General features: G+C 58.8%; 21 protein-coding genes and 1 tRNA gene. 13 read left to right on the top strand and 9 right to left on the bottom strand.

Annotation, left to right across the window (positions count from 1 at the left end; translation table 11 throughout):
* Positions 1–78 precede the first annotated feature (78 nt).
* The 6 genes from ACRBB0_RS05335 to ACRBB0_RS05360 all read right to left on the bottom strand — a co-directional run bounded on the left by ACRBB0_RS05335 (position 79) and on the right by ACRBB0_RS05360 (position 7,297).
* A complete protein-coding gene (locus tag ACRBB0_RS05335) occupies positions 79–606 on the bottom strand; it encodes a DUF3035 domain-containing protein (protein ID WP_431373374.1) in 528 nt (175 codons plus the stop codon).
* 54 nt (positions 607–660) lie between these two features.
* On the bottom strand, positions 661–1,131 hold the full coding sequence (gene lspA, locus ACRBB0_RS05340; RefSeq protein WP_431373393.1) for a signal peptidase II: 471 nt from the start codon (positions 1,129–1,131) through the stop codon (positions 661–663).
* A gap of 233 nt (positions 1,132–1,364) precedes the next feature.
* Positions 1,365–2,552 carry a serine hydrolase gene (locus ACRBB0_RS05345; protein WP_431373375.1) on the bottom strand — a complete coding sequence of 396 codons (1,188 nt, stop codon included), beginning with the start codon at positions 2,550–2,552 and terminating at the stop codon, positions 1,365–1,367.
* An 18-nt stretch (positions 2,553–2,570) separates the two neighbouring features.
* Positions 2,571–4,157, bottom strand: coding sequence for a bifunctional phosphoribosylaminoimidazolecarboxamide formyltransferase/IMP cyclohydrolase (purH, locus tag ACRBB0_RS05350; protein ID WP_431373376.1), 1,587 nt, complete (start codon positions 4,155–4,157; stop codon positions 2,571–2,573).
* 20 nt (positions 4,158–4,177) lie between these two features.
* Positions 4,178–5,923, bottom strand: coding sequence for a heparinase II/III family protein (locus ACRBB0_RS05355; RefSeq protein WP_431373377.1), 1,746 nt, complete (start codon positions 5,921–5,923; stop codon positions 4,178–4,180).
* Positions 5,924–6,040: 117 nt separating this feature from the next.
* Positions 6,041–7,297 carry an RsmB/NOP family class I SAM-dependent RNA methyltransferase gene (locus ACRBB0_RS05360; RefSeq protein ID WP_431373378.1) on the bottom strand — a complete coding sequence of 419 codons (1,257 nt, stop codon included), beginning with the start codon at positions 7,295–7,297 and terminating at the stop codon, positions 6,041–6,043.
* An 86-nt stretch (positions 7,298–7,383) separates the two neighbouring features.
* Between ACRBB0_RS05360 and ACRBB0_RS05365 the strand changes: the two genes are divergently transcribed.
* Positions 7,384–7,566 carry a DUF1674 domain-containing protein gene (locus ACRBB0_RS05365; protein ID WP_431373379.1) on the top strand — a complete coding sequence of 61 codons (183 nt, stop codon included), beginning with the start codon at positions 7,384–7,386 and terminating at the stop codon, positions 7,564–7,566.
* A gap of 325 nt (positions 7,567–7,891) precedes the next feature.
* Here the strand turns inward: ACRBB0_RS05365 and dapB are convergent, their stop codons facing one another.
* On the bottom strand, positions 7,892–8,707 hold the full coding sequence (gene dapB, locus ACRBB0_RS05370; RefSeq protein ID WP_431373380.1) for a 4-hydroxy-tetrahydrodipicolinate reductase: 816 nt from the start codon (positions 8,705–8,707) through the stop codon (positions 7,892–7,894).
* Between the two features lie 86 nt (positions 8,708–8,793).
* Between dapB and rbfA the strand changes: the two genes are divergently transcribed.
* The 7 genes from rbfA (at position 8,794) to nadC (ending at position 15,678) form a co-directional block, all read left to right on the top strand.
* Positions 8,794–9,189: a 30S ribosome-binding factor RbfA gene (gene rbfA, locus ACRBB0_RS05375; protein WP_431373381.1), complete on the top strand. Its 396-nt coding sequence runs from the start codon at positions 8,794–8,796 to the stop codon at positions 9,187–9,189.
* Position 9,190: 1 nt separating this feature from the next.
* Positions 9,191–9,943, top strand: a complete 753-nt coding sequence (locus tag ACRBB0_RS05380) for a phosphodiester glycosidase family protein (protein ID WP_431373382.1) — start codon at positions 9,191–9,193, stop codon at positions 9,941–9,943.
* A gap of 34 nt (positions 9,944–9,977) precedes the next feature.
* Positions 9,978–11,324, top strand: a complete 1,347-nt coding sequence (locus ACRBB0_RS05385) for a TldD/PmbA family protein (RefSeq protein WP_431373383.1) — start codon at positions 9,978–9,980, stop codon at positions 11,322–11,324.
* On the top strand, positions 11,311–12,084 hold the full coding sequence (locus ACRBB0_RS05390; protein ID WP_431373384.1) for a 3'(2'),5'-bisphosphate nucleotidase CysQ: 774 nt from the start codon (positions 11,311–11,313) through the stop codon (positions 12,082–12,084). The genes ACRBB0_RS05385 and ACRBB0_RS05390 overlap by 14 nt, the downstream gene beginning before the upstream one ends.
* 126 nt (positions 12,085–12,210) lie before the next feature.
* A complete protein-coding gene (gene nadA, locus ACRBB0_RS05395; RefSeq protein ID WP_431373385.1) occupies positions 12,211–13,260 on the top strand; it encodes a quinolinate synthase NadA in 1,050 nt (349 codons plus the stop codon).
* Positions 13,261–13,267: 7 nt separating this feature from the next.
* Positions 13,268–14,833 (top strand): L-aspartate oxidase, encoded by a 1,566-nt coding sequence (locus ACRBB0_RS05400; RefSeq protein WP_431373386.1) that lies wholly within the window; start codon positions 13,268–13,270, stop codon positions 14,831–14,833.
* Positions 14,830–15,678 carry a carboxylating nicotinate-nucleotide diphosphorylase gene (gene nadC / locus ACRBB0_RS05405; protein ID WP_431373387.1) on the top strand — a complete coding sequence of 283 codons (849 nt, stop codon included), beginning with the start codon at positions 14,830–14,832 and terminating at the stop codon, positions 15,676–15,678. The genes ACRBB0_RS05400 and nadC overlap by 4 nt, the downstream gene beginning before the upstream one ends.
* A gap of 33 nt (positions 15,679–15,711) precedes the next feature.
* Here the strand turns inward: nadC and ACRBB0_RS05410 are convergent, their stop codons facing one another.
* The gene (locus ACRBB0_RS05410; protein ID WP_431373388.1) at positions 15,712–16,467 is read right to left on the bottom strand and encodes a hypothetical protein; all 756 of its coding nucleotides are present in this window, start codon (positions 16,465–16,467) and stop codon (positions 15,712–15,714) included.
* 224 nt (positions 16,468–16,691) lie between these two features.
* On the opposite strand from ACRBB0_RS05410, the gene ACRBB0_RS05415 reads away from it, so the two are divergent.
* Genes ACRBB0_RS05415 through lpxK form a run of 3 tightly spaced genes read left to right on the top strand, consistent with a single transcriptional unit; the run spans position 16,692 to position 19,132 of the window.
* Positions 16,692–16,931 (top strand): DUF4170 domain-containing protein, encoded by a 240-nt coding sequence (locus ACRBB0_RS05415; protein WP_431373389.1) that lies wholly within the window; start codon positions 16,692–16,694, stop codon positions 16,929–16,931.
* Positions 16,932–16,934: 3 nt separating this feature from the next.
* Positions 16,935–18,137: a 3-deoxy-D-manno-octulosonic acid transferase gene (locus tag ACRBB0_RS05420; protein WP_431373390.1), complete on the top strand. Its 1,203-nt coding sequence runs from the start codon at positions 16,935–16,937 to the stop codon at positions 18,135–18,137.
* Positions 18,137–19,132, top strand: coding sequence for a tetraacyldisaccharide 4'-kinase (gene lpxK / locus ACRBB0_RS05425; protein WP_431373391.1), 996 nt, complete (start codon positions 18,137–18,139; stop codon positions 19,130–19,132). The genes ACRBB0_RS05420 and lpxK overlap by 1 nt, the downstream gene beginning before the upstream one ends.
* Before the next feature lie 11 nt (positions 19,133–19,143).
* On the opposite strand, the gene ACRBB0_RS05430 is transcribed toward lpxK, so the two are convergent.
* Positions 19,144–20,004 (bottom strand): N-formylglutamate amidohydrolase, encoded by an 861-nt coding sequence (locus tag ACRBB0_RS05430; RefSeq protein WP_431373392.1) that lies wholly within the window; start codon positions 20,002–20,004, stop codon positions 19,144–19,146.
* A 149-nt stretch (positions 20,005–20,153) separates the two neighbouring features.
* On the opposite strand from ACRBB0_RS05430, the gene ACRBB0_RS05435 reads away from it, so the two are divergent.
* Positions 20,154–20,228: transfer RNA gene (locus ACRBB0_RS05435), tRNA-Val, on the top strand.
* An 86-nt stretch (positions 20,229–20,314) separates the two neighbouring features.
* On the top strand, positions 20,315–20,440 hold the full coding sequence (gene ykgO, locus ACRBB0_RS05440) for a type B 50S ribosomal protein L36 (protein ID WP_007792261.1): 126 nt from the start codon (positions 20,315–20,317) through the stop codon (positions 20,438–20,440).
* The last annotated feature ends 262 nt before the right edge of the window (positions 20,441–20,702 follow it).

Here is a 20,702-nt window from a genome sequence, read left to right on the forward strand (position 1 = left end):
CTACCGTTGGTTAACTTCAACCTGTCATGACAGCTCTGTGACCGCAATTCAGCAAACAAAGAGCCGAAGACAGGATCGTTAACGGCCCGGAGGCGGTGCCGAGGGGGTGCGCGCTCCGGCTTTGCGATAGCGGGCCAACCAGCTGTAGGGATCCAACGACTGCCGTTTATAGGCGCGGTAGTATTCATCCTCGGGGACGATGGACCATGAAAAGAGCGATTTGCGTTTGCGATAAGCGTGGTCTTCTGTCGCCAGGGTCTGACGGATTTCGCCGTCGCGGCCATAACGGCTTGCGCGCGAAATAATCGCCGTGTCGGACGATGGAACGCCCCCCCCCGATGCCAAACGGGACGGATCCCCCCCCAAGGCCACGACCGCGTCAACTTTGGGTGTTTGATCGGTGCGGTTGGCACCACCCGGAGTCGGGGGCGGCAAATCCGAATAGTTTTCGGGTTGCACCAAGGGTTTGGCCGGAAGAACCGAGAATTCCTCAGGTTGGCCATTATAGGATTTGAGGTTGTGAAGGGTGATGTCCCGTTCACGTCCACTGCTGCAGGCCGTAAGACCCACAAGTGCTACCAATGCCACAAGATGCGTGATCCGCATCGCCACCCTCCGGTTTTCATTTTAAGACAGCTTTAAACCATTGCGCGGGCGAGGTCACGAGGCGTTTTTGCCTCCTGGGAAGAGCACAAGCCCCAAAGCGCCGGCGAAAATCGCCACATCGGCGACGTTAAAGGCAAATGGGTTGTCAAAACCGCAGCAAGACATGTTGAGAAAGTCCGCAACCGCCCCATAGGCGACACGATCCACGACATTTCCCAATGCACCACCAATGAGCATACCGGCGGAAATCAGCCCATAGCGCCCCGGAGGGTCGCGGCGCATCCAGACCAAGACAAATAAAACGATGCCAATAGCAACGGAAATCAGAATCCAACGGGTCGCGGGGGCTTCGCCCGCCAAGAGACCAAAATTGATGCCGTAATTCCACGCCATGCGGAAATTCAACAGCGGTGGCCAGACTTCGATATTCAAACGCGTGGCCAGATCCATCACATGGACGACCCAGATTTTTGTCAGCTGATCAATCACAAAGATAATGCCTGCCACAGCCCAGACCAATCGCAACATCCCGCTTTGACGCTGTTTTCCCACGCGTTCCATGTTCTTTTTCTGCCCCTTCTTAGGCTTTTGCTCTTTTTTTGCCTTGATCCTCGAGGTGGATCGCTCAGTCGCCCCCCCTATACGTTTGCGCGTAGTTGAGCCGACAATGCAAATCAATTAGGGCCGATTTAGCCCAAGCACGATCAAAGGCAAAGCGCTGGCGGCGGGGAAAAAGTCGTAGAGACACCGCAAAAAGGTTACTCTGCTGCGGTTCTCAACAGATTGAGCAAGGCGCGATAGCTCGAAAAAGCCGCCTTTTCGTCTAGGGCAACGTCATTATTGAGCGTCACAGCGGCGCATAACGTGTTTCCTTGGCTATCCTGCACCACGGTTGTCATGTTCAGAACGCCAATTTCCGACCCGCCTTTATAGGCGATTTGCCGCCAATCTTTGTTCGACGCCGGGCCGGAGCTAATCCGATAAGGCGTCAAATCAGCGGTTTCGATCAACAGGGCGCAAAGCCGATCCAATCCGACATACCATTCCACCCCCGGCTGATAGGCGGGCAAGCTGGCGGATTTTTGGAGCGTTTGAGCGGCTTGGGCAGCTTGGGCAGCTTGGGCGGCGATTTCGGCACGATTGGCGGGGTGGTCCAAATAGGTTTGGCGCGCATCATCGTCGAACTTCAGGGCAAAGAATTCGCGGGTGCTTGGCACAAAATCCATTCCCAAAGCAGCGGCGATCCGGGGGCGGCCAAGCAGATGCATGAGATGATCAGTGGCGGTGTTATCGCTGATCGAGATCATCAAGGACGCCAAGGTTTGCACCGTGATCGGCGCGCCATCAGGATAGTCCTGCAACATACCGCTTGGCAGGGATTTCAAGGAGTTATCAAGGGGGACCACGTCGTCCCAGCGCAGCACACCCTTGGCAATATCTTCGCTCAGAACCTTGAGAACGGCGATTTTAAAGGCCGACCCAACGGCAAGCGGTTGATCGGACTGGCGTTGGGCCAGAACCTCGCCGTTTTTCAGCACAAGCCAAGCAACATCGGCACCGAGGGGAGCGAAGCCAGCCAGCGCCTCATCAAGAGTAGCAACCCGTGGCGTCACCCCAAGAATGCGCAGCCCTTCGATCCGCCCCATGCCATTCAGGCCGATCAAGCCAGTGACAAGATGAGAGGCGGTTTCGATCTCAAACCTGTCGCCCTCAACATGAACATGAGTAACGGGGCCAATATCGGCGCGCATGTCGCGGCTGATGTCGTGCAATTGGGTCAGAGGGATGGCGTTGAGAAAGGCCGGAGTGAACATCTCGGAACGAGGGCCGGTTGCGAGAAGCTCATGGAGCAAGGCCTCGGCCCTGGGATGGTTCGCGGGATCGGCCCGCAGGGATGCGGGCCAGATCAGGATCAAAACGGCAAGAACAAGTTTCAATGAATTCAAGTTCTTGCCTCCTATACCTTAGTGACGGAAGTGGCGCATTCCGGTGAAGACCATCGCAAGACCGGCCTCATCGGCGGCGGCGATGACTTCGTTGTCACGCATCGAGCCACCCGGCTGGATCACACAAGTCGCCCCGGCGGCGGCGGCTTCCATCAACCCGTCAGGGAAGGGGAAGAACGCGTCAGATGCCACAGCCGAGCCTTTGGTCAGCGGCTCAGGCAATCCCAAAGTCTCGGCCATACGCTCGGCCTTTTTGGCGGCGATCAAGGCGCTGTCGACGCGGCTCATCTGACCGGCACCAACACCGACGGTGGCCCCGTCTTTGACATAGACAATGGCGTTGGATTTCACATGCTTGGCGACTTTCCACGCAAAGAGCAGGTCAAGCATTTGCTCATCGCTCGGCGCGACTTTGGTCACAACCTTGAGATCGTCCAACCCGATAAAACCAACATCCTTGTCTTGCATCAGGAAGCCGCCGGCGACCTGGCGCAGGGTTTGGCCACCGGCGCGCACATCTGGCAACCCTCCAGTTGTCAGCAAACGCAGGTTCTTCTTGGCGGCAAAGACCTCTTTGGCCTCATCCGTCGCGTCCGGCGCGATGACCACTTCGGTAAAGATGCCGGTGATTTCGCGAGCGGTGTCGGCGTCAAGTGTTTGGTTCAACGCAACAATGCCGCCAAAGGCCGAGGTGCTGTCGCAGTTGAACGCCGCCTTATAGGCCTCGGTCAGGGTTGCGCCACGGGCCACACCGCAAGGGTTGGCATGTTTGATGATCGCACAGGCGGCAGTTTCGGCCGGGTCAAATTCCGCCACCAATTCAAACGCCGCGTCGGTGTCGTTGATGTTGTTATAGGAGAGCTCTTTGCCCTGATGCTGAGAGGCTGTGGCGACGCCGGGGCGATTGGTGCCATCGGTGTAAAACGCCGCCTTTTGGTGCGGGTTTTCACCATAGCGCAATGTCTGGGCCAAAGTGCCAGCTTTGGCACGGCGGTAGGGTGCGTCCAGATCAATGGCATCGGCCATCCAGTTGGATACAGCTGCGTCATAGGCCGCGGTGCGGGCATATGCCTTTTGCGACAGCTTGCGGCGGAACTTCGGGCAGGTTGCGCCGCCGTGCTGATCCATATCGGCCAGCAATTTGTCATAGTCTTCGACATCAACAACCACCGACACAAAGGCGTGGTTCTTCGAAGCCGCGCGGATCATCGCCGGGCCACCGATGTCAATGTTTTCAATGCACTCGTCCCATTCTGCGCCTTTGGCGACGGTCTCTTCGAACGGGTAGAGATTGACGACCAAAAGGTCGATCGCGCCAATGCCATGTTCCTCCATCGCGGCGACATGGGTGTCATTGTCACGCAGGGCTAGCAAACCGCCATGCACCATCGGATGCAGGGTTTTGACCCGGCCATCCATCATTTCGGGAAAGCCGGTGATTTCGGCGACATCTTTGACAGAAACACCCGCATCGCGCATGGCTTTGGCAGAGCCGCCGGTCGACAAAATCTCGACCCCGCGCGCATCCAGCGCCTTGGCCAGGTCAATAAGACCGGTCTTGTCGGATACAGAAATCAGCGCGCGGCGGATGGGTTGATCGGTCATTCAGGCGGTTCCCAGAGCTGTTAAGTCTCGATGTCCGCCTCATCTTGGGCCAGATCGCGAATAGCAACGGCAGTTTCCTGCGCCTTGGCAAAAGACCAGCGGACGCGCGTCGCATACTCCATTGCGCGGCCGGATAAAACGATCTGTTTCGTCGCGCGCGGTTGAAGGCGACCTTTTTCAAGGTAAACCGACGGTTCCAGCTCCAGGCTATAGTCGCCTTCGGTCCGAAAAACCCATATTTCCCCGGATCTTAGCGCCATGGAAACCGCTTGCCCGTTTAAATCAAGCGCCACATCCACCTCTGGGTGCAAATGAAAGCGGACGTCAAAGGGAACACCCGCAAGGCGCGATTGATCCATGGCTTTGTCGAAACGCTTCTTGGCGGGCGAATCAAGCGCGACCAAGTAATCTTCGCCATTGAGGGTGCGCCCATCGAGCATCAGCTCAAGGCTACGGGCATGTGTCAGCCCATGAATCGCCACATAGCCGTCCATCCCTCCCTCAAAGCGGAAGCTTTCAGGCAGGTGGGTCATTTGCACCGGCACATGGCTTGGCAAATCCTCCAGCAATTCGCGTTTGGACGCGCCAATCCAACGCGGCGGTGCCAATCTGGCGCTTGAATAGCCTTGTAACGACAGCGTTGAATGCGAGAGGGTCGCGCGGCCAGCGCGGCGCCAATCTTCGCCAAACCCACCGCCAGAGCCACAATTGACAATCATCGGACGACGCCCGGATGTGAGTTCAAACGCCAAGGTCGAGGCATGTGCATGCGCCGAGGCGCTTCCCGAGGGCGGTGGCGCGGCATCAACGATGACTGTGGTACGACCGCCAGACAGGCGTGCAAAGCCCATAGCCAACCCTTCGGCCTGACGTTTTTTGTTTCCAGAAGCCGCCAAGGCTTGATCCAAACGCCCTTCGAGCCCCCTGCCCCCGCCGTGAAAGCGCGCCAAACCCCCATCGGCATGGCGCAGCGTGCGCAGGGTCGGCGCGATTTGGGCAATGGCTTCGAGATGAGCGTCCGCAGGTGTCTTGCCAGACTCATTGAGCGCCAATTGCGCCCATGTCAGAAGGGTAAAGACTTCGAGAAGTTCTTCGGGATTGCGGGTCGGAATACCGCCTTGATCATTGATTTGGCGCTGACATTCTTCGCCCAACGCAAGGCGCGCCGGTTCGATATGATGCTCCATCCCTTCGAGCGACAAGCCCGCGTATAACAGACCGGTCAGCGCCTCAAACCGAGGCAATCCCGGCGTTGCGGTGTGCCAGCGCCTTCCCAGAAATCGGGCCTGAATCGCCAGAGATCGAAAATAGCCTTCGGAATCGACGGATTTGCCGCGCAACAAGAACAGCGCATGATGCACCCACCGAATAAGCCGCCGACCCGTCAGTTCCGGCGTCCAGCCCGGCCCATGACCCGCGCCATACCGCTCAATCCAGCCCCACAGCCAGCTTTGCGCCAATTCCCGCGCCTTGAGATCCCCAACAGCAGCAAGATCATCAAGCCAAGCAAACCCATGAATTTCCTCGGCAAAAGCATGGTCAGGCAGGTCGAGATCCCAGATCATCTGGTCCTTGGCTTCGACCAAATGGCCCGCAAACATCAGGTTGCCCGCCATCATTTGGCGGCCACGCGCAAAGAAGCCGACAGTGCGTGGTTCTGGATTGGAGACAAAGGCCGTCGCTGCACGCGTACGTGCTGCCATACGCGCATGCATACGGTTCATCACGCGCGCCCGCGCGGTTCGCCAACTTTGCCGTTTGGCCATCTGCACTGCCTCTTGTCACCCGGATGGGCCGCCCAGTTTCGGGCCATTCTTTGCCCGCAGCATATCGCAGCAATTTCACAAAGTCATCAGCGCAATGCCATGCCGTTGCGGTGGGCCTTATCCCTTTTGCAGAGCCGCCATATAAAAACCGTCCATTCCGCCGCGATCTGCCCAAAAATCGGGCCGCAGGCGAAGACCGCCTTCTTCGGATTGCCAGCCGTCTTCGATCCAAGGAAGGTCTAGCGGGACAATGGATATGTCTTGGTGTCGCTCCAGCGCCTCTTCGACCTGACACTCTCCCTCATCGGGGATCAGGCTACATGAGGCGAAAACCAGCCGACCACCGGGTTTCAATAGGGTCAGGGCATGGTCGATCATCTGTGTTTGCAGGCCAATCAGTTCTGCGATTCGCTCGCCCTCATGGGAATGGGGCAGGTCCGGGTGCCGGCGAATGGTGCCGGTCGCGGAACAGGGCGCATCCAGTAAGATCGCATCATATTGCCCCTCATGCTCGAGCGCGTCGCCTTCGACCAGCTCAGCGTCAAGCCCAGTGCGGCGCAGGTTGTCACGCACACGGCGCAGGCGCAACGCCGAGATATCAAGCGCCGTAACCAGTGCTCCGGCTGCGGCCAATTGCATGGTTTTGCCGCCCGGAGCCGCGCACATATCCAAAACCTGCAACCCAGTGACATCGCCGAGCAGCTTAACCGGCAAGGCTGCGGCGGCGTCTTGAACCCACCAATCACCGTCATCGAACCCCGGCAAGGCCGAGACCTGCCCTCCGTCTTGCAGACGGACGGATCCGGTCGGCAGCAACTCGCCTCCAACGGCCTTGGCCAAGGCCTCAGCGTCGCCCTTGGCGGTCAAATCAAGCGGTGCGCCTTTGTGATGAGCAATTTCCATCGCCGGGAGAATTTCAGAGCCCCACGCCTCGATCAGAGGGCCGCGCAACCATTTGGGTAGGCGTGGCACGCGCAAACTGTCCCAAGTTTCCGGGCCTGTGGCGGCGATTTTTCGCAAAACGGCATTGACCAGCCCCTTGGCCCCTTGGGTATGCACGCCAACGGCGGCGACATTGACGCAATCGCTGACCACGCCATGCGCAGCCCCACCGGTGCACAGCTCATAGGTGCCCAGACGCAGAATATTCATCACGCGGGTTTCTGGTTTCTTGCGCAAATGATGCTGCAACAGCCGATCCGCCCGCTCCATGCTCCGTAAAACATCCGCCGAAAGCCGCTGTGCTGCGGCACGATCCGCCGGGCCAAGCCGCTCCAACACGGCGACGTTTTCAGACAAAGGGCGCCCCTCGTCCAAGACCTGGTCCAAAAGATCGACGGCGGCTTTGCGGGCCGGGCTGGGCTGTTGCGGCATGTGTTCTCCATAGGCTGCGCTTTCGGGCCACCTTGCCCCTACGCTGCCGCGCCGTATATCAAGGCCACAAAGCCGAGGAAAGCACCATGTCCGACACGCCCAACGATCTCCCGCCCGCCGCACAACGCGCATTGGCCGAAGCCGCCGAACGCCGCGACGCCCAAGCGGCCAAAGAAAAAGCCACTCCAAAGGAATTGGGGGGCCGCGATGGGCTAGACCCGGCCCGCTATGGCGATTGGGAGAAAAAGGGCATCGCGATTGATTTCTGAGCGGGCCTAGCTCGAGCGGGAGTTGCGCGGGGCGGACAGAGCCCTTTACAAACAGGCACGCTCAAAACGGTTTGTCGGATTGACAGGTCGGAGTGGCACAGGTTTTTAGCAAACGGTTTTGGCACACGTTATTGACCGGCCAAAACCTTTGAAACACTCGCTGGGCACGACAGCACGCCCTCGCCCAGCGTCTTCTTGGTAACGTCACCGTGACGGCACACGCGTCTTGCCTGCGAAAGATCGGAGCGCCCCTCAGCTCCCCCGCTTTTATCGGAGCGTGAGGGCGGGTGGGTGGGGAACGCTGCGATCAAAGCGGGGGAGCTGATCAGCCCTTAAGCCCCAACACATCAAGCATATCATATTCCCCCGGCGCTTTGTCTTGTCCCCAAAGCGCGGCCTTCAGCGCGCCACGGGCAAAAAGCGAGCGATCCGATGCCATATGTTTGAGCATGATCCGCTCACCGCCGGTGGCAAAAATCACCTCATGCTCGCCAATCACATCGCCACCGCGAATCGCGTGAAAGCCAATGTCACCTTGTTTGCGCGCCCCTGTGATTCCGTCACGACCCCGATCTGAGACATCATCCAAAGCAACACCGCGCCCTTCGGCTGCGGCTTCCCCGAGCATCAACGCCGTGCCCGACGGCGCATCAACCTTGCGGTTGTGATGTGCCTCTACAATCTCAATGTCCCAATCGACGTCCAGTGCCGCCGCCACCTGTTTGGTCACTTGCGTCAGAAGATTGACCCCAAGGCTCATATTGCCGGCGCGGACAATCACCGCATGCCGCCCGGCTAGGTGGATCTTGTGCAAATCATCGTCGGACAGGCCGGTTGTGCCAATCACATGCACCGCACGCGCCTGCGCCGCCAGGGCCGCAAACTCAACTGTTGCGGCTGGCGCGGTAAAATCAATCACCGCCTGCGCCTTGGCAAAGGTTTCAAGCGCATCATCGCTCACCTCGACACCCAATGCGGCACCGCCCATCGCCGTGCCAAGGTCACGACCAACCCAGTCATGCCCCTTGCGCTCCAACGCGCCTGCCAGTCGCAATTTGTCATGCGCTAAAATCTCACGCACCAACATTTGGCCCATCCGGCCAGACACGCCTGTCACCACTACGCCTGGGGCTTCGGTCATCGCTTTTTCTCCATTCGCTATTATTCGCCTGCATACCCGCCTTGGCCCGCTTGGCAAAGGGGGCCTTACCGCTTAAGTCTGGCTACATGGCAAAAAACAGATCCAAAGAACAAACCGGCCCCCGTCAGCGTCAATTGCGCGTGGCCGAGCTTATCCGGCGCAAATTGTCCGAAACCTTGTTGCGTGGCGAAATCCATGACCCTGACTTGAACAGGCTGAACCTGACTGTCGGGGATGTGCGTGTGTCGCCCGATTTGCGTGTGGCAACGGTGTATGTTGTCCCGCTCGGCGGCAAAGGTGCAGAAGAAATGAACGCAATTTTGCGCCGCAACAAAGGCGAATTACGCCGCGCCGTCACACATGGGTTATCGCTCAAATTCGCACCTGAATTGCGCTTCCGTCTGGATGATACCTTTGATCAGATGGATGAAACCCGCCGCCTCTTCGACAACGAAGACGTGCGCCGCGATTTGGACAAATAATATGACGCCTCTGCGCGCCCTTTTGGCAGGCCTCGCGCTTGCTTTTTGTACTGCGGCCCCTGCGGCCGCAGTCGATTGCGCGCGCGAGGCATATAAGGGCAATCGCTATACGGTCTGCACTGTCTCGCCAAAAATCGAGGATTTGCGGCTGTTTTTGAATGGTCGCGATGGCACGCCCTTGGGATCATTCGAAAATGTGCAACTACAGCTGCGCGGATTGGGGCGGACCCTGATCTTTGCGATGAATGCAGGCATGTACCACGAAGATCGCAGCCCGGTCGGGCATTATCTTGAAAACCAGACCGAGGAAATGCGCGTGTTGTCAGGGGCCAGCCCCGGCAATTTCGGTCTCTTGCCCAACGGCATTTTCTGCATTCGCCGCAACCGCGCCGATGTGATCGAAACGCGTGCTTACCTCGCGACGAAACCCAATTGCCAACACGCCACCCAATCGGGCCCGATGCTTGTTATCGACGGGGTCATGCATCCCCGTTTCCTTGAAAACAGCACGTCACGATATATCCGAAATGGGGTCGGCAGCGCCGACAGCGGCGCGCGCACGGTGTTTGTTATTTCGGACAACGCCGTCACCTTTTACGAATTCGCAGAGTTTTTCCGCGACAAACTCAACACACCAAATGCGCTGTTTTTGGATGGCAATGTCTCGCGGCTTTATGCGCCGCAGCTTGGCCGTTCGGATACGGGGCGGCGGATGGGGCCCATTGTTGGCGTGTCTGTCCCAGCCACGCAATAGCCCCAGCAGCCTTGCAATAACGAGGATCACAAAGATGCCCGCCTCCCCTCTCGACCTGACCCAAGCTTTGTTGGGGGCCGCCAAAGCGGCTGGTGCCGACAGCGCCGACGCTATTGCCTTAAGCGGCACTTCGATAAGCATTGATGTCCGTGATGGTAAGCTAGAACAGGCGGAACGTTCCGAAGGGCAAGACATTGGATTGCGGGTGTTTGTTGGTCAGCGCAGTGCCATTGTATCGGCCTCTGACACTCGGCCCGAGACCTTGCAAACCATGGCAGAACGCGCTGTGGCCATGGCCCAGGAAGCCCCGGAAGATCCCTATGCGGGCATTGCTGATCCCAGCCAATTGGCCCGCGATTGGGATGTTGACGCGCTGGAGCTTCACGACCCAAGCGCCGAACCCGCGCCGGGGGCATTGCAAGACGATGCCCAGCGCGCCGAAGCCGCGGCGGCCGCCCAAGACGGGATCACTCAGGTGCAATCGGCCTCGGCTGGGTATGGATCATCGGAGGTTGCGATCTCGGCATCAAACGGATTTGCAGGCGGCTATCGCCGCACATCTCGGTCGGTGTCATGTGTCGCAATTGCGGGTGAAGGCCTGACAATGGAGCGCGATTACGATGGTGACGGGCGGGTGTTTCAATCGGAATTGCGCAGCCCCGAAGAGATCGGGCTGACCGCAGCGACACGCGCTTTGGCGCGAATGAACCCGCAAAAACCCAAAACCGGGGCCTATCCTGTGCTGTTTGATGAACGGATTTCATCCTCCCTGATCGGGCATCTGATGGGGGCGGCAAATGGTGGCGCGATTGCGCGGGGATCATCTTGGTTGCTGGACAATTTGGGGGATCAGGTTCTGCCCAAGGGCATTGATCTGGTGGAAAACCCGCATCGCCCACGCAAAACCGCATCACGTCCGTTTGATGCAGAAGGGCTTGCGACGCGCAGCCGCAAGATCATTGATGACGGCACCCTGACAGGCTGGACGCTTGACCTTGCCAATGCGCGCAAACTTGGGCTGAACTCGACCGGGAACGCGGCACGTAGCGTGTCAGGCGGAGTGGCCCCTGCGTCTTGGAACCTTGAATTGACCCAAGGCAGCGCGACACAGGCCGAGTTGATGGCGCAAATGGGCACCGGGCTTTTGGTGACGTCGATGATTGGCTCGACCATCAACCCCAATACCGGGGATTATTCGCGCGGGGCGGCGGGTGTCTGGATCGAGAATGGCGAACCAGCCTATCCTGTCTCGGGTGTGACCATCGCCGGGAACCTACGCGATATGCTGGGGTCGATCATCCCGGCCAATGATGCACGCGCGTGGCTCACCTATGTGGTGCCATCATTGCTGGTTGAAGGAATGACCCTTGCCGGCGAGTGATCTGACCTTATTGACGGAAACCGCCCGCGAGGCGGGGAAACTGGCGCGCAGTTTTGTGGGTGGGGAGTTGGATATCCGCCACAAAGAGGACAACGCCGGGCCGGTGACAGCGGCAGATCTGGCGGTCAATCGGTTGCTCGAAGACAGATTGCGCAGCGCACGTCCGGACTATGGCTGGCTGTCTGAGGAAAGCGATGACAACGAGGATCGCCAATCCAAAAAGCGGGTGATTATCGTTGATCCCATTGACGGCACCCGCGCCTTTATCGAGGGCGGGAGCACTTGGTCGCATGCTTTGGCAATTGTTGAAGACGGGGTGCCCGTGGCGGCGGCGGTGTATTTGCCGATGCTCGATCGCCTGTATAGCGCCTCGCTCGGACAAGGCGCGCGGCTTAACAGCCTGCCCATCGGGGTGAGCCAGACACACGACGTCGATGCCTCGGATGTGCTGGCCACCAAACCAAGCCTTGATCCGCAATTTTGGCCACGCGGCGTGCCATCGGTCAAACGCCATCACCGCCCGTCCTTGGCCTATCGTCTCAGCCTCGTTGCTGAAGGCCGTTATGACGCGATGTTCACGTTTCGACCAAGCTGGGAATGGGACATCGCCGCCGGTGCATTGATCTTGTCTGAGGCAGGCGCACGGGTAACAGACCGGCGCGGCGCGGTGTTAAAATTCAACAATCCAGTGCCCCAAACCGATGGCGTTTTGGGCGCAAACCCCACATTACACGCGGCATTTCTTGACCGTTTGGTCTGAAAAACGTGGGTTTTTCACGGTTTTGCGTCATATCGCACCAAGTTTCCCCGCGACATGGCGCAGGGGGTGGGATTTCCTGTCATAACTCTGTAACAGATGCGCAATCCAACACTCGGAGACCAGCCGTTGCTAGATCTTACGCATGTTCGCACCACCCTTTCAGACCATTATGACCTGACTCCGTCGCCCGAATTGGCGGCGTCGATGCAGGACATTTATGCACGTATGGACCGGGTTGTGGCCCCCCCCGATTGGGCCATCTATGCCCCCTATGTCAAAGCTATCAATGCGCTCAAGAAAGAGCGCAATGCGGTGATCTTGGGCCACAACTATATGACGCCGGAAATCTTTCACGGCGTGTCCGATTTTGTCGGCGACAGCCTGCAATTGGCCATGAAGGCCCAGGACGTTGAAGCCGATGTGATCGTACAGGCCGGTGTGCATTTCATGGCCGAGACCTCGAAAATCCTCAGCCCGTCCAAAACCGTGCTCATGCCGGATATGCAGGCGGGTTGTTCTCTGGCCGAAAGCATCACCGCCGAGGGCATCGAAGAGATGCGCGCCAAATATCCCGGCGCGCCGGTGGTGACCTATGTGAACACCACAGCCGAGGTCAAAGCCGCCTCTGACATCTGCTGTACCAGCTCAAACGCCGTCCAGATCGTCAACGCGATGGAAAGCGACACGGTCATCATGACACCGGACCAATATCTGGCCCAGAACGTCGCGAACGAGAGCTTTAAGAACGTGGTGTATTGGCCCGGTTCTTGCATCGTGCATGAACAATACACGGCCAAAGACCTTCGGGATTTCCGCGAATGGAACCCCGGCACCCGCCTGATTGCGCACCCTGAATGCCCGCCCGACGTGGTGGCCGAGGCCGATTTCAGCGGCTCGACCAGCGGTATTTTGAAATACGTGCATGATGAGAAGCCTGAAAAAGCCATGCTGATCACCGAATGTTCGATGGCATCAAACATTGCCGATGAACTTCCTGAGGTGGATTTTGTCGGCCCGTGCAACATGTGCCCCTATATGAAGAAAATCACCTTGGAAAAGGTGCTTTGGGTGCTGCACACGATGGAAAATCAGGTCGAAGTCGACGCGCAGGTGGCCGACAAAGCCCGGCTTAGCGTTCAGCGCATGATTGATTTGTCGCGCAAACTGGGCCTCTGAGCACGTCATGAAAACCATCTCGACCGACCGGATCGTCATCATTGGCGCAGGGCTTGGCGCGCTTTATGCGGCGCTGAAACTCGCCCCGCGCCCGGTGGTGATGATCTCGCCCGAGACCTTGGGCGAAGGCGCAAGCTCGGCCTGGGCTCAGGGCGGCGTGGCGGCGGCGATGGATGCCTCGGACAGCCCCGACAACCATGCGCGCGACACGGTTAACGCCGGGGCCGGAACGGTTGACCCGGCTGTGGCCGATCTGGTGACACGCGAGGCGCGCGATTACATATTGGACCTGACCACGCTTGGCACGCCCTTTGATCGCACCAAGGACGGCGGCTATGTTCTATCGCGCGAGGCGGCGCACAGTTTTGCCCGTGTGGTGCGTGTCAAAGGCGATCAGGCCGGGGCCGAAATCATGGCCGCGTTGATTGACCAAGTACGTAAAACCCCATCAATCCAAGTGCTCGAAGGCACCATGGCCGTGGAGCTTGAAACCACCGATGACCGGGTGACTGGCGTCGCCATTCAAGACGCCTCTGATGCGCGATCTGCCCCGGTGATGCTGCGTGGTTCTGCGGTTTTGTTGGCGGGTGGTGGCTCGGGTGGGCTTTATGCCTTGACGACAAATCCGCCACGTATTCGAGGACAGGTGATTGGCATGGCGGCGCGGGCCGGTGCCCTGATCGCCGATGCGGAATTTGTTCAGTTCCACCCCACGGCGATGGATGTGGGCGAAGACCCGGCCCCCTTGGCGACCGAAGCCTTGCGCGGTGAAGGCGCGGTGTTGATAAACAAAGACGGCGAACGGTTTATGCAGGCCCTGCACCCGGACGCCGAATTGGCCCCACGCGATGTTGTGGCGCGGGGAATTTTTGCCCAAAGCCAGATGGGTAATCGCCCGATGCTCGACACCCGCGAGGTGCTTGGCGAAGCGATCAAGGAGCAATTCCCAGCCGTGGCCGAGGCCTGTGCCCGCAACGGGATTGATCCCGCGATTGAGCCGATCCCCGTGGCCGCCGCCGCGCATTATCATATGGGCGGCATCGCCACTGACATGCAGGGGCGCGCCACACTGGAGGGGCTTTGGGTCTGTGGCGAAGCGTCGTCAACAGGGCTACATGGTGCCAATCGCTTGGCCTCCAACGGGCTGCTAGAGGCCTTGGTCTATGCCCGGATTTGCGCCGAAGGCATTGCCCAAACGGTGCCCACCGGAAAAGCCGCCCCGATCAACATCCGCTTTGAAGGCGGCGGGACGCCTCCGGCTGAAACGGCTGTTACGGACTTGCGCACAACGATGACATCTCTGGTCGGCGTTGTGCGAAATGCCCCCGGATTGCGCGAGGCGTTGCGGCGGATTGCTGCGCTGGAAACGGCCCATGGTGACAGCCCCTCGTTCCTTAATATGTGCGCGACCGCGACCCTTATTGCCGCCGGAGCGCTGAGCCGAAAAGAAAGCCGTGGTGCCCATGAGCGATCAGATTTCCCCGACGCGCTAGACGGCCCCGGCCAACGATCACAGGTATATTTGCCGCAGGCGCTCGCCCTTCGGGCGCAGGTTTGTAAGGACATGACATGAGCTTTGCCACCGTTCCCGATTTGGTTCTAGAACCGATGATCCGCAACGCGCTGATGGAAGATTTGGGCAGTTATGGCGACGTGACCACCCGCGCCGTGATCCCGGCGGACACGCGTTATGACGCCCGTTTGAACGCCCGCGAAGACGGGGTTGTGTCTGGCATGCAGGTTGCCGCTATCGCCTTTGGCTTGGTGGATGCGCAGTTACAGATAAAGACGCATATCGCTGATGGTCAGCCTTGCAACAAGGGGGACACGCTCATGACGATTTCGGGGGCTGCCGCATCCATTTTGTCGGGCGAGCGTGTGGCCTTGAATTTCGCCGGGCGTCTGACCGGCATCGCCACCAAGACCGCCGGGTTTGTCGCGCAGGCCAAGGGCACCAAGGCGCGCATCACCTGTACCCGCAAAACCACCCCCGGCCTGCGTTTGGTCGAAAAACTGGCAGTGCTGCATGGGGGTGGGTTCAACCATCGCTATTCGCTGTCGGATGCGATCCTGATTAAGGACAATCACATCGCCGCAGCGGGTGGCGTGCGCGCCGTGCTTGAGGCAACCAAAGCCCATGCCAGCCATATGATGGCGGTTGAGATCGAGGTCGACACGCTTGAGCAGTTGGCCGAGGTGCTGGAGGTCGGCGGCGCATCGGTCGTTTTGCTTGATAACATGGACAATGACACGCTGCGCGAGGCGGTTGCCATGGTCGAGGGTCGCATGACCACCGAAGCCAGCGGCAATGTTACTTTGGACCGGATCACCTCGATTGCCGCCACTGGCGTCGATTACATCTCATCCGGCGCGCTAACGCATTCGGCGCGCACGGTTGATCTTGGGCTGGATTTCTAGGCGCTTTTGCCCCGCGAAATGCCCTCGTCCGGGTTACCCGCCCGGAGTGATGACGCTGATCACGGTGTAAGGAAGAGGCGCGGGGCTATCTGGTGAAACGCCGGGCAGCGCGCTGCGCGGGCCTCCGACGATCACAGCTTCTGGTGTGACCACACTTCTTTCGGCCTGAATTTGTTCGACGATTTCTATATGTTCAGGCTTAAGATGTTGATCTTCGCACACCCCTTTCTTTTTCCATAGCGCATGGGTCACCGCCCCGGCAGTAAAAGAGGGGACCACCCGCTGAGAGACCTCATCGCCCTCATGGTTCAACACCAGTGTTTCAATGGTTTCGGCCATCAAATACGCGCTTTCGGCAAAGGTCATATTGCGGATATTGCGCATTTCGTCGGTGATCAGATCGGCAGGCACGCGGCCTTCATCGTTGAGACATTTGCGCGCGACAAAAGCCCAATCGTGGATGACATAGGCCGGTCCATAGGCCCAGGCGTTGAACCCCGGCAAGCCTTGCACACCGCGCGGCACAGAACCGCCATCGGTGTAAAACGCTTCGGGTGTGATGACTTCAGAGCCTGGCGAAGGCTGTGCCTTGGTGTCGCGAATAAAACGGAGCTCCGCCCCCGGAATCGGGACGTAAATAAAGGTGCCATCGCCATATCCACTCGTAGCACCGGACCCGACCCAGACCACCACCGCCTGTCCTTCAAACGTGCCGGGGAAAACTTTGTTTTGATCGACATGCCCACAAGCCGTCAGCAGCAAACCAGCGCAGAACAGAAAATGCTTCATGAGAACGTCCCCTTAAATATAGGTAGCATATGTCAAATCAGACGCACTGCCTATTGCGCACCGGTTTTGATATGACAACTGGGTCGGGCCAACAACCACGCCGCGGCATTTTCCCTAGGCCGCTTGACCCCAGTGGCGCATAGATTAGGCTTGCTGCAACCGCGAACATTTGTTCAATGACCGGCCTGTGGCCGGATCAGTCTTAACAGCCCGGAAGGATTTCCATGCAACGGCTTCACCTTGTTTTTGGCGGCGAACTGACCGACCCGTCGACCACCGTTTTCCGCAATATAGATGAGATCGACATTGTCGGTATTTTTCCGAACTATGAGACCGCGTTCAACGCATGGAAGGCCGCGGCGCAGCGCACTGTGGACAACGCGCATATGCGGTATTTCATTGCGCATTTGCACAGGTTACGGGACGAAGAGCAATCCGCCTCTTCGACCGAGGAGCTGAGCTAAGACGTGTCCCGCCGCGCGTTATCGCTTGCAACTTATCTGGCATTTGCGCGCGGCAATGCCTTTCCCAAATCCGTGGATTTGCCTGCCCGCCCGGCGGGGCCAGTGGTTTGGGCCTATGCCGAGAGCCACGAACAGGGCCGCGCCTTGGCAAGCCTATGCGCAAGGCTTCGCGGCCTGAGGCCAGAGATCACGGTATGTGTGTCGGGCAAAGTGCCTGAACGGGCCGATTTGGACCAGGTCAAGTTACCGGCTGATACGGTGTCTGAATGTGAACAGTTTGCCCAGGCGTTAAAGCCCAATGTCGTTCTTTGGGCTGGCCGCACGCTGCGCCCGGCGCTGCTTGATGCGCTGGATCAGCAGGGCTGTCATTTTATTGCATTGGATGCCCAGGATCAGCTTTGGCTTACCCCTGCCCCGCGTTGGATGCCCGACCCCGGACCGGCGGTTTTGGCGCTGTTCGACAGCTTTTACACAGTCAGTGCCGAGGCGAACCGTCGGTTAAGACGCCTTGGGGTTGATCGTTCGCGGCTCCGCAAAAAGGGGCCGCTGATTGACAATGACCCGCCGCCCGGCTGCGATGATCTTCAACATGAAGAACTGGCCAGCCTGTTATCGGGACGCCCGGTGTGGCTGGCGGCAAACCTTCCCAGCGATGAGGCCGGTGACGTTTTGCGCGCCCATCGCATTTCGTCGCGGCTTGCACATCGGCTTTTATTGATCCTGGTCCCGGAGCGGGATGAAGACGCGCCGGGTATCGCAGCCGAGGCCGAAAACCTGCAACTGAGGGTGTGCCTTTGGGACCAGGGTGAGCTGCCTGATGAGAACACACAGGTTTTGATCACTGACGGCCCTGAGGAATTGGGGCTTTGGTATCGACTGGCCCCGTTGGTTTTTTTGGGCGGTTCCTTGGCACATGGTCATGGCGGGCAGGATCCGTATTTGGCAGCGGCGCTTGGGGCGGCCATTTTGTACGGCCCAAATGTCGGCCAGCATGTTGATGCTTATTCACGACTTGTCGATGCAGGCGCAGCGCGGATCATCCGTGACACCGACAGTCTCGCAGCGGCGGTCTCACATTTGGTCGCCCCTGATCAGGCGGCTGTGATGGCCCATGCAGGATGGGATTTGGTCTCATCAGGGGCGGCCCTTGTCGATGCGGTCTTGTCTGAGATATGTGCGCATCTTGATACAACAGGAGAGCCGTGATGCGTCCGCCCCGTTTCTGGCTGACACCCCCAGATAAACCTGCTCTGCGCGCGCGGTTCTTGGCCCCATTGGCCGCGATGACGAAACGGGCCACCGCACAACGCGTGGCGAAAGAGCCGGATTTCGTGGCAGATGTTCCGGTGATTTGTGTAGGCAACATAAATGCGGGCGGCACAGGAAAAACACCGACCGTCATCGCCTTGGTTCAGCTGTTGGTCGAGCGCGGTCTCAAGGTGCATGTGGTCTCGCGCGGGTATGGCGGGCGTTTGTCCGGCCCGGTTGAGGTCGACCCAAAGACCCATACCGCCGAGCAAACCGGGGACGAGCCGCTGTTGATCGCAGCTTTTACCCGCGCTTGGGTCGCCAAGGACCGTGCCGCCGGTGCGCGGGCGGCGCAGGATGCCGGGGCCGAGGTGATCATTTTGGACGACGGAATGCAAAACCCCTCGGTCCACAAAGACCTGACACTGGTAACGGTGGATGCTGTCGTCGGTTTCGCCAATGGGCGGTGTCTGCCTGCCGGGCCCTTACGTGAACCGGTGGGCATAGGCATGAAACGCGCCGATCTGGTTGTTTCGATTGGGCCGGATACCGCACAGGCCCGGTTTGCACAGCTTTGGAAAACCGCGATAACGGTGCCCCATCTCACAGGCAAGTTAGAGCCGCTCCAAACCGGGATGGACTGGGCGGACCTGCCCACATTGGCCTTTGCCGGTATTGGTCACCCCGAGAAGTTCTTTGCAACCCTGCGCGGCCTTGGGGCAGACATCAAACGAGCCGAAGCGCTTGCGGATCATCAGCCCCTGTCACAGACGTTGTTGACGAGACTGGAAACCGAAGCCCGTATGCTGGGCGCGCAATTGGTGACCACAGAGAAGGACGCCGTGCGCTTGCCGCCCGACTTTCGATCCAAAGTTTTGGTTGTGCCGGTGCGGTTAAAAATCGCGGATCCCGCCCCGATTGAAGCCGCCTTGGATCGCCTTTTGAAACCTTAGCTGTTCCTAAGTCACTCAGCGGCAAGCTGATCTGTCCCATGATGCCCGATCGCCGCAAGCTCGGCGGTCACGCCGCGCAAGACTTTTCGGAAGGTGTGAAAGTCACCGTTGGGACGCACGGCAGCCTCATCCATATAAACCGAACGGTCTATTTCGATCTGGATCGCATGTTGATTTTGCGACGGACGGCCATAGTGCTGCGCAATATAGGCCCCCGCAAAGGGCGCATTGCGCGCCACCCGCAGACCAACCCGTTCAAAGGCCGCTTCGACCTGATCGACCACGTCAGAAGCCGCCGACGCCCCAAAACGGTCGCCGATCACAATTTGCGGCGGTGCGCCTTTGGAAGTTGTGTTGCGCACAGCTTCGTGCGGCATCGAATGGCAATCAATCAGAACGGAACAGCCAAATTGCGCCCGTGATTGCGCCAGAAGATCGGTCAGCTTGTCGTGATACGGCTTCCAAATCCGGGCGATTCGGCGATCCGCCTCGGCCATCGGAAGTTTGCCGCGATAAATCGCGCGCCCATTGGCAACAACACGCGGCACAACCCCAAGCCCTGAGGCAATGCGGGGGTTATGACTCCGTTTGCTCACGCCTTCTATCAGGGCCGGGTCAAGTTCGTCACTGGCGCGATTGAGGTCCACATAGGCCCGCGGAGCCCCGGCGCGCAAAAATGCCGCACCGAATTGCGGGACACAGTCAAAAAGCCTGTCCACAAAGGCATCTTCGGAAGATCGGATGGTGTGATCGTCCAAAACCGTGCCACGCAGGAACGACCAAGGGTAATCGCGCCCACTATGAGGTGAGGCAAATACAACGCATGAGGTAAAAGCATCGGGTAAATGCAAGTGGTACGAAGTGCTGGGCATCGGGCCTTCCTTTGGAAACATCATAGCCCGAAAAAAACCTGTATCAAAAGCCCTTGATCCTTGTTCCGACTCCTTTTATAGACGCCGGACCGGCGCGGTGATCCGCGCCCCGTTTTATTTCGGGGCATAGAAATTCGCGCAGGCCATATGGGTGATTAGCTCAGCGGTAGAGCACTTCGTTGACATCGAAGGGGTCACTGGTTCGATCCCAGTATCGCCCACCATGGAATTCACCGCCTTCTGGTTCGTAGCGGATCACAAGGTAGCAACAACACTGGCGCTCGCGCGCCGCGATAGAGGAGAGACCCAAATGAAGGTCGCAAACTCACTCCGTTCGCTCAAAAAGCGCCACCGCGACTGCCGCGTTGTGCGCCGTAAGGGCCGCGTATACGTCATCAACAAGACGCAGCGCCGGTTTAAAGCTCGCCAGGGCTAAGCCCCCGGTCAGTTTGACGGACACCCCGAATATCGGGACAGTGATAAAACCGCAGGCTCGCGTCTGCGGTTTTTCTTTTGTGTTTTTTCTTTTGTGGCGCTGAAAGCCATCAATGCCTTCCACCCCAAAATCGCAACGACACAATCCTATTCCCCACGATTCGTTTGATGTAACGCCTGACGATAGATTAAACCCAGTTCTCTCGTCTCACATTGTCCGAAAAGGAATGTCCGCTTGGCGGGACGGAGCTGCCGATTGTTCT

Source organism: Pelagimonas sp., from assembly GCF_050633425.1.
Lineage (GTDB): Bacteria > Pseudomonadota > Alphaproteobacteria > Rhodobacterales > Rhodobacteraceae > Pelagimonas.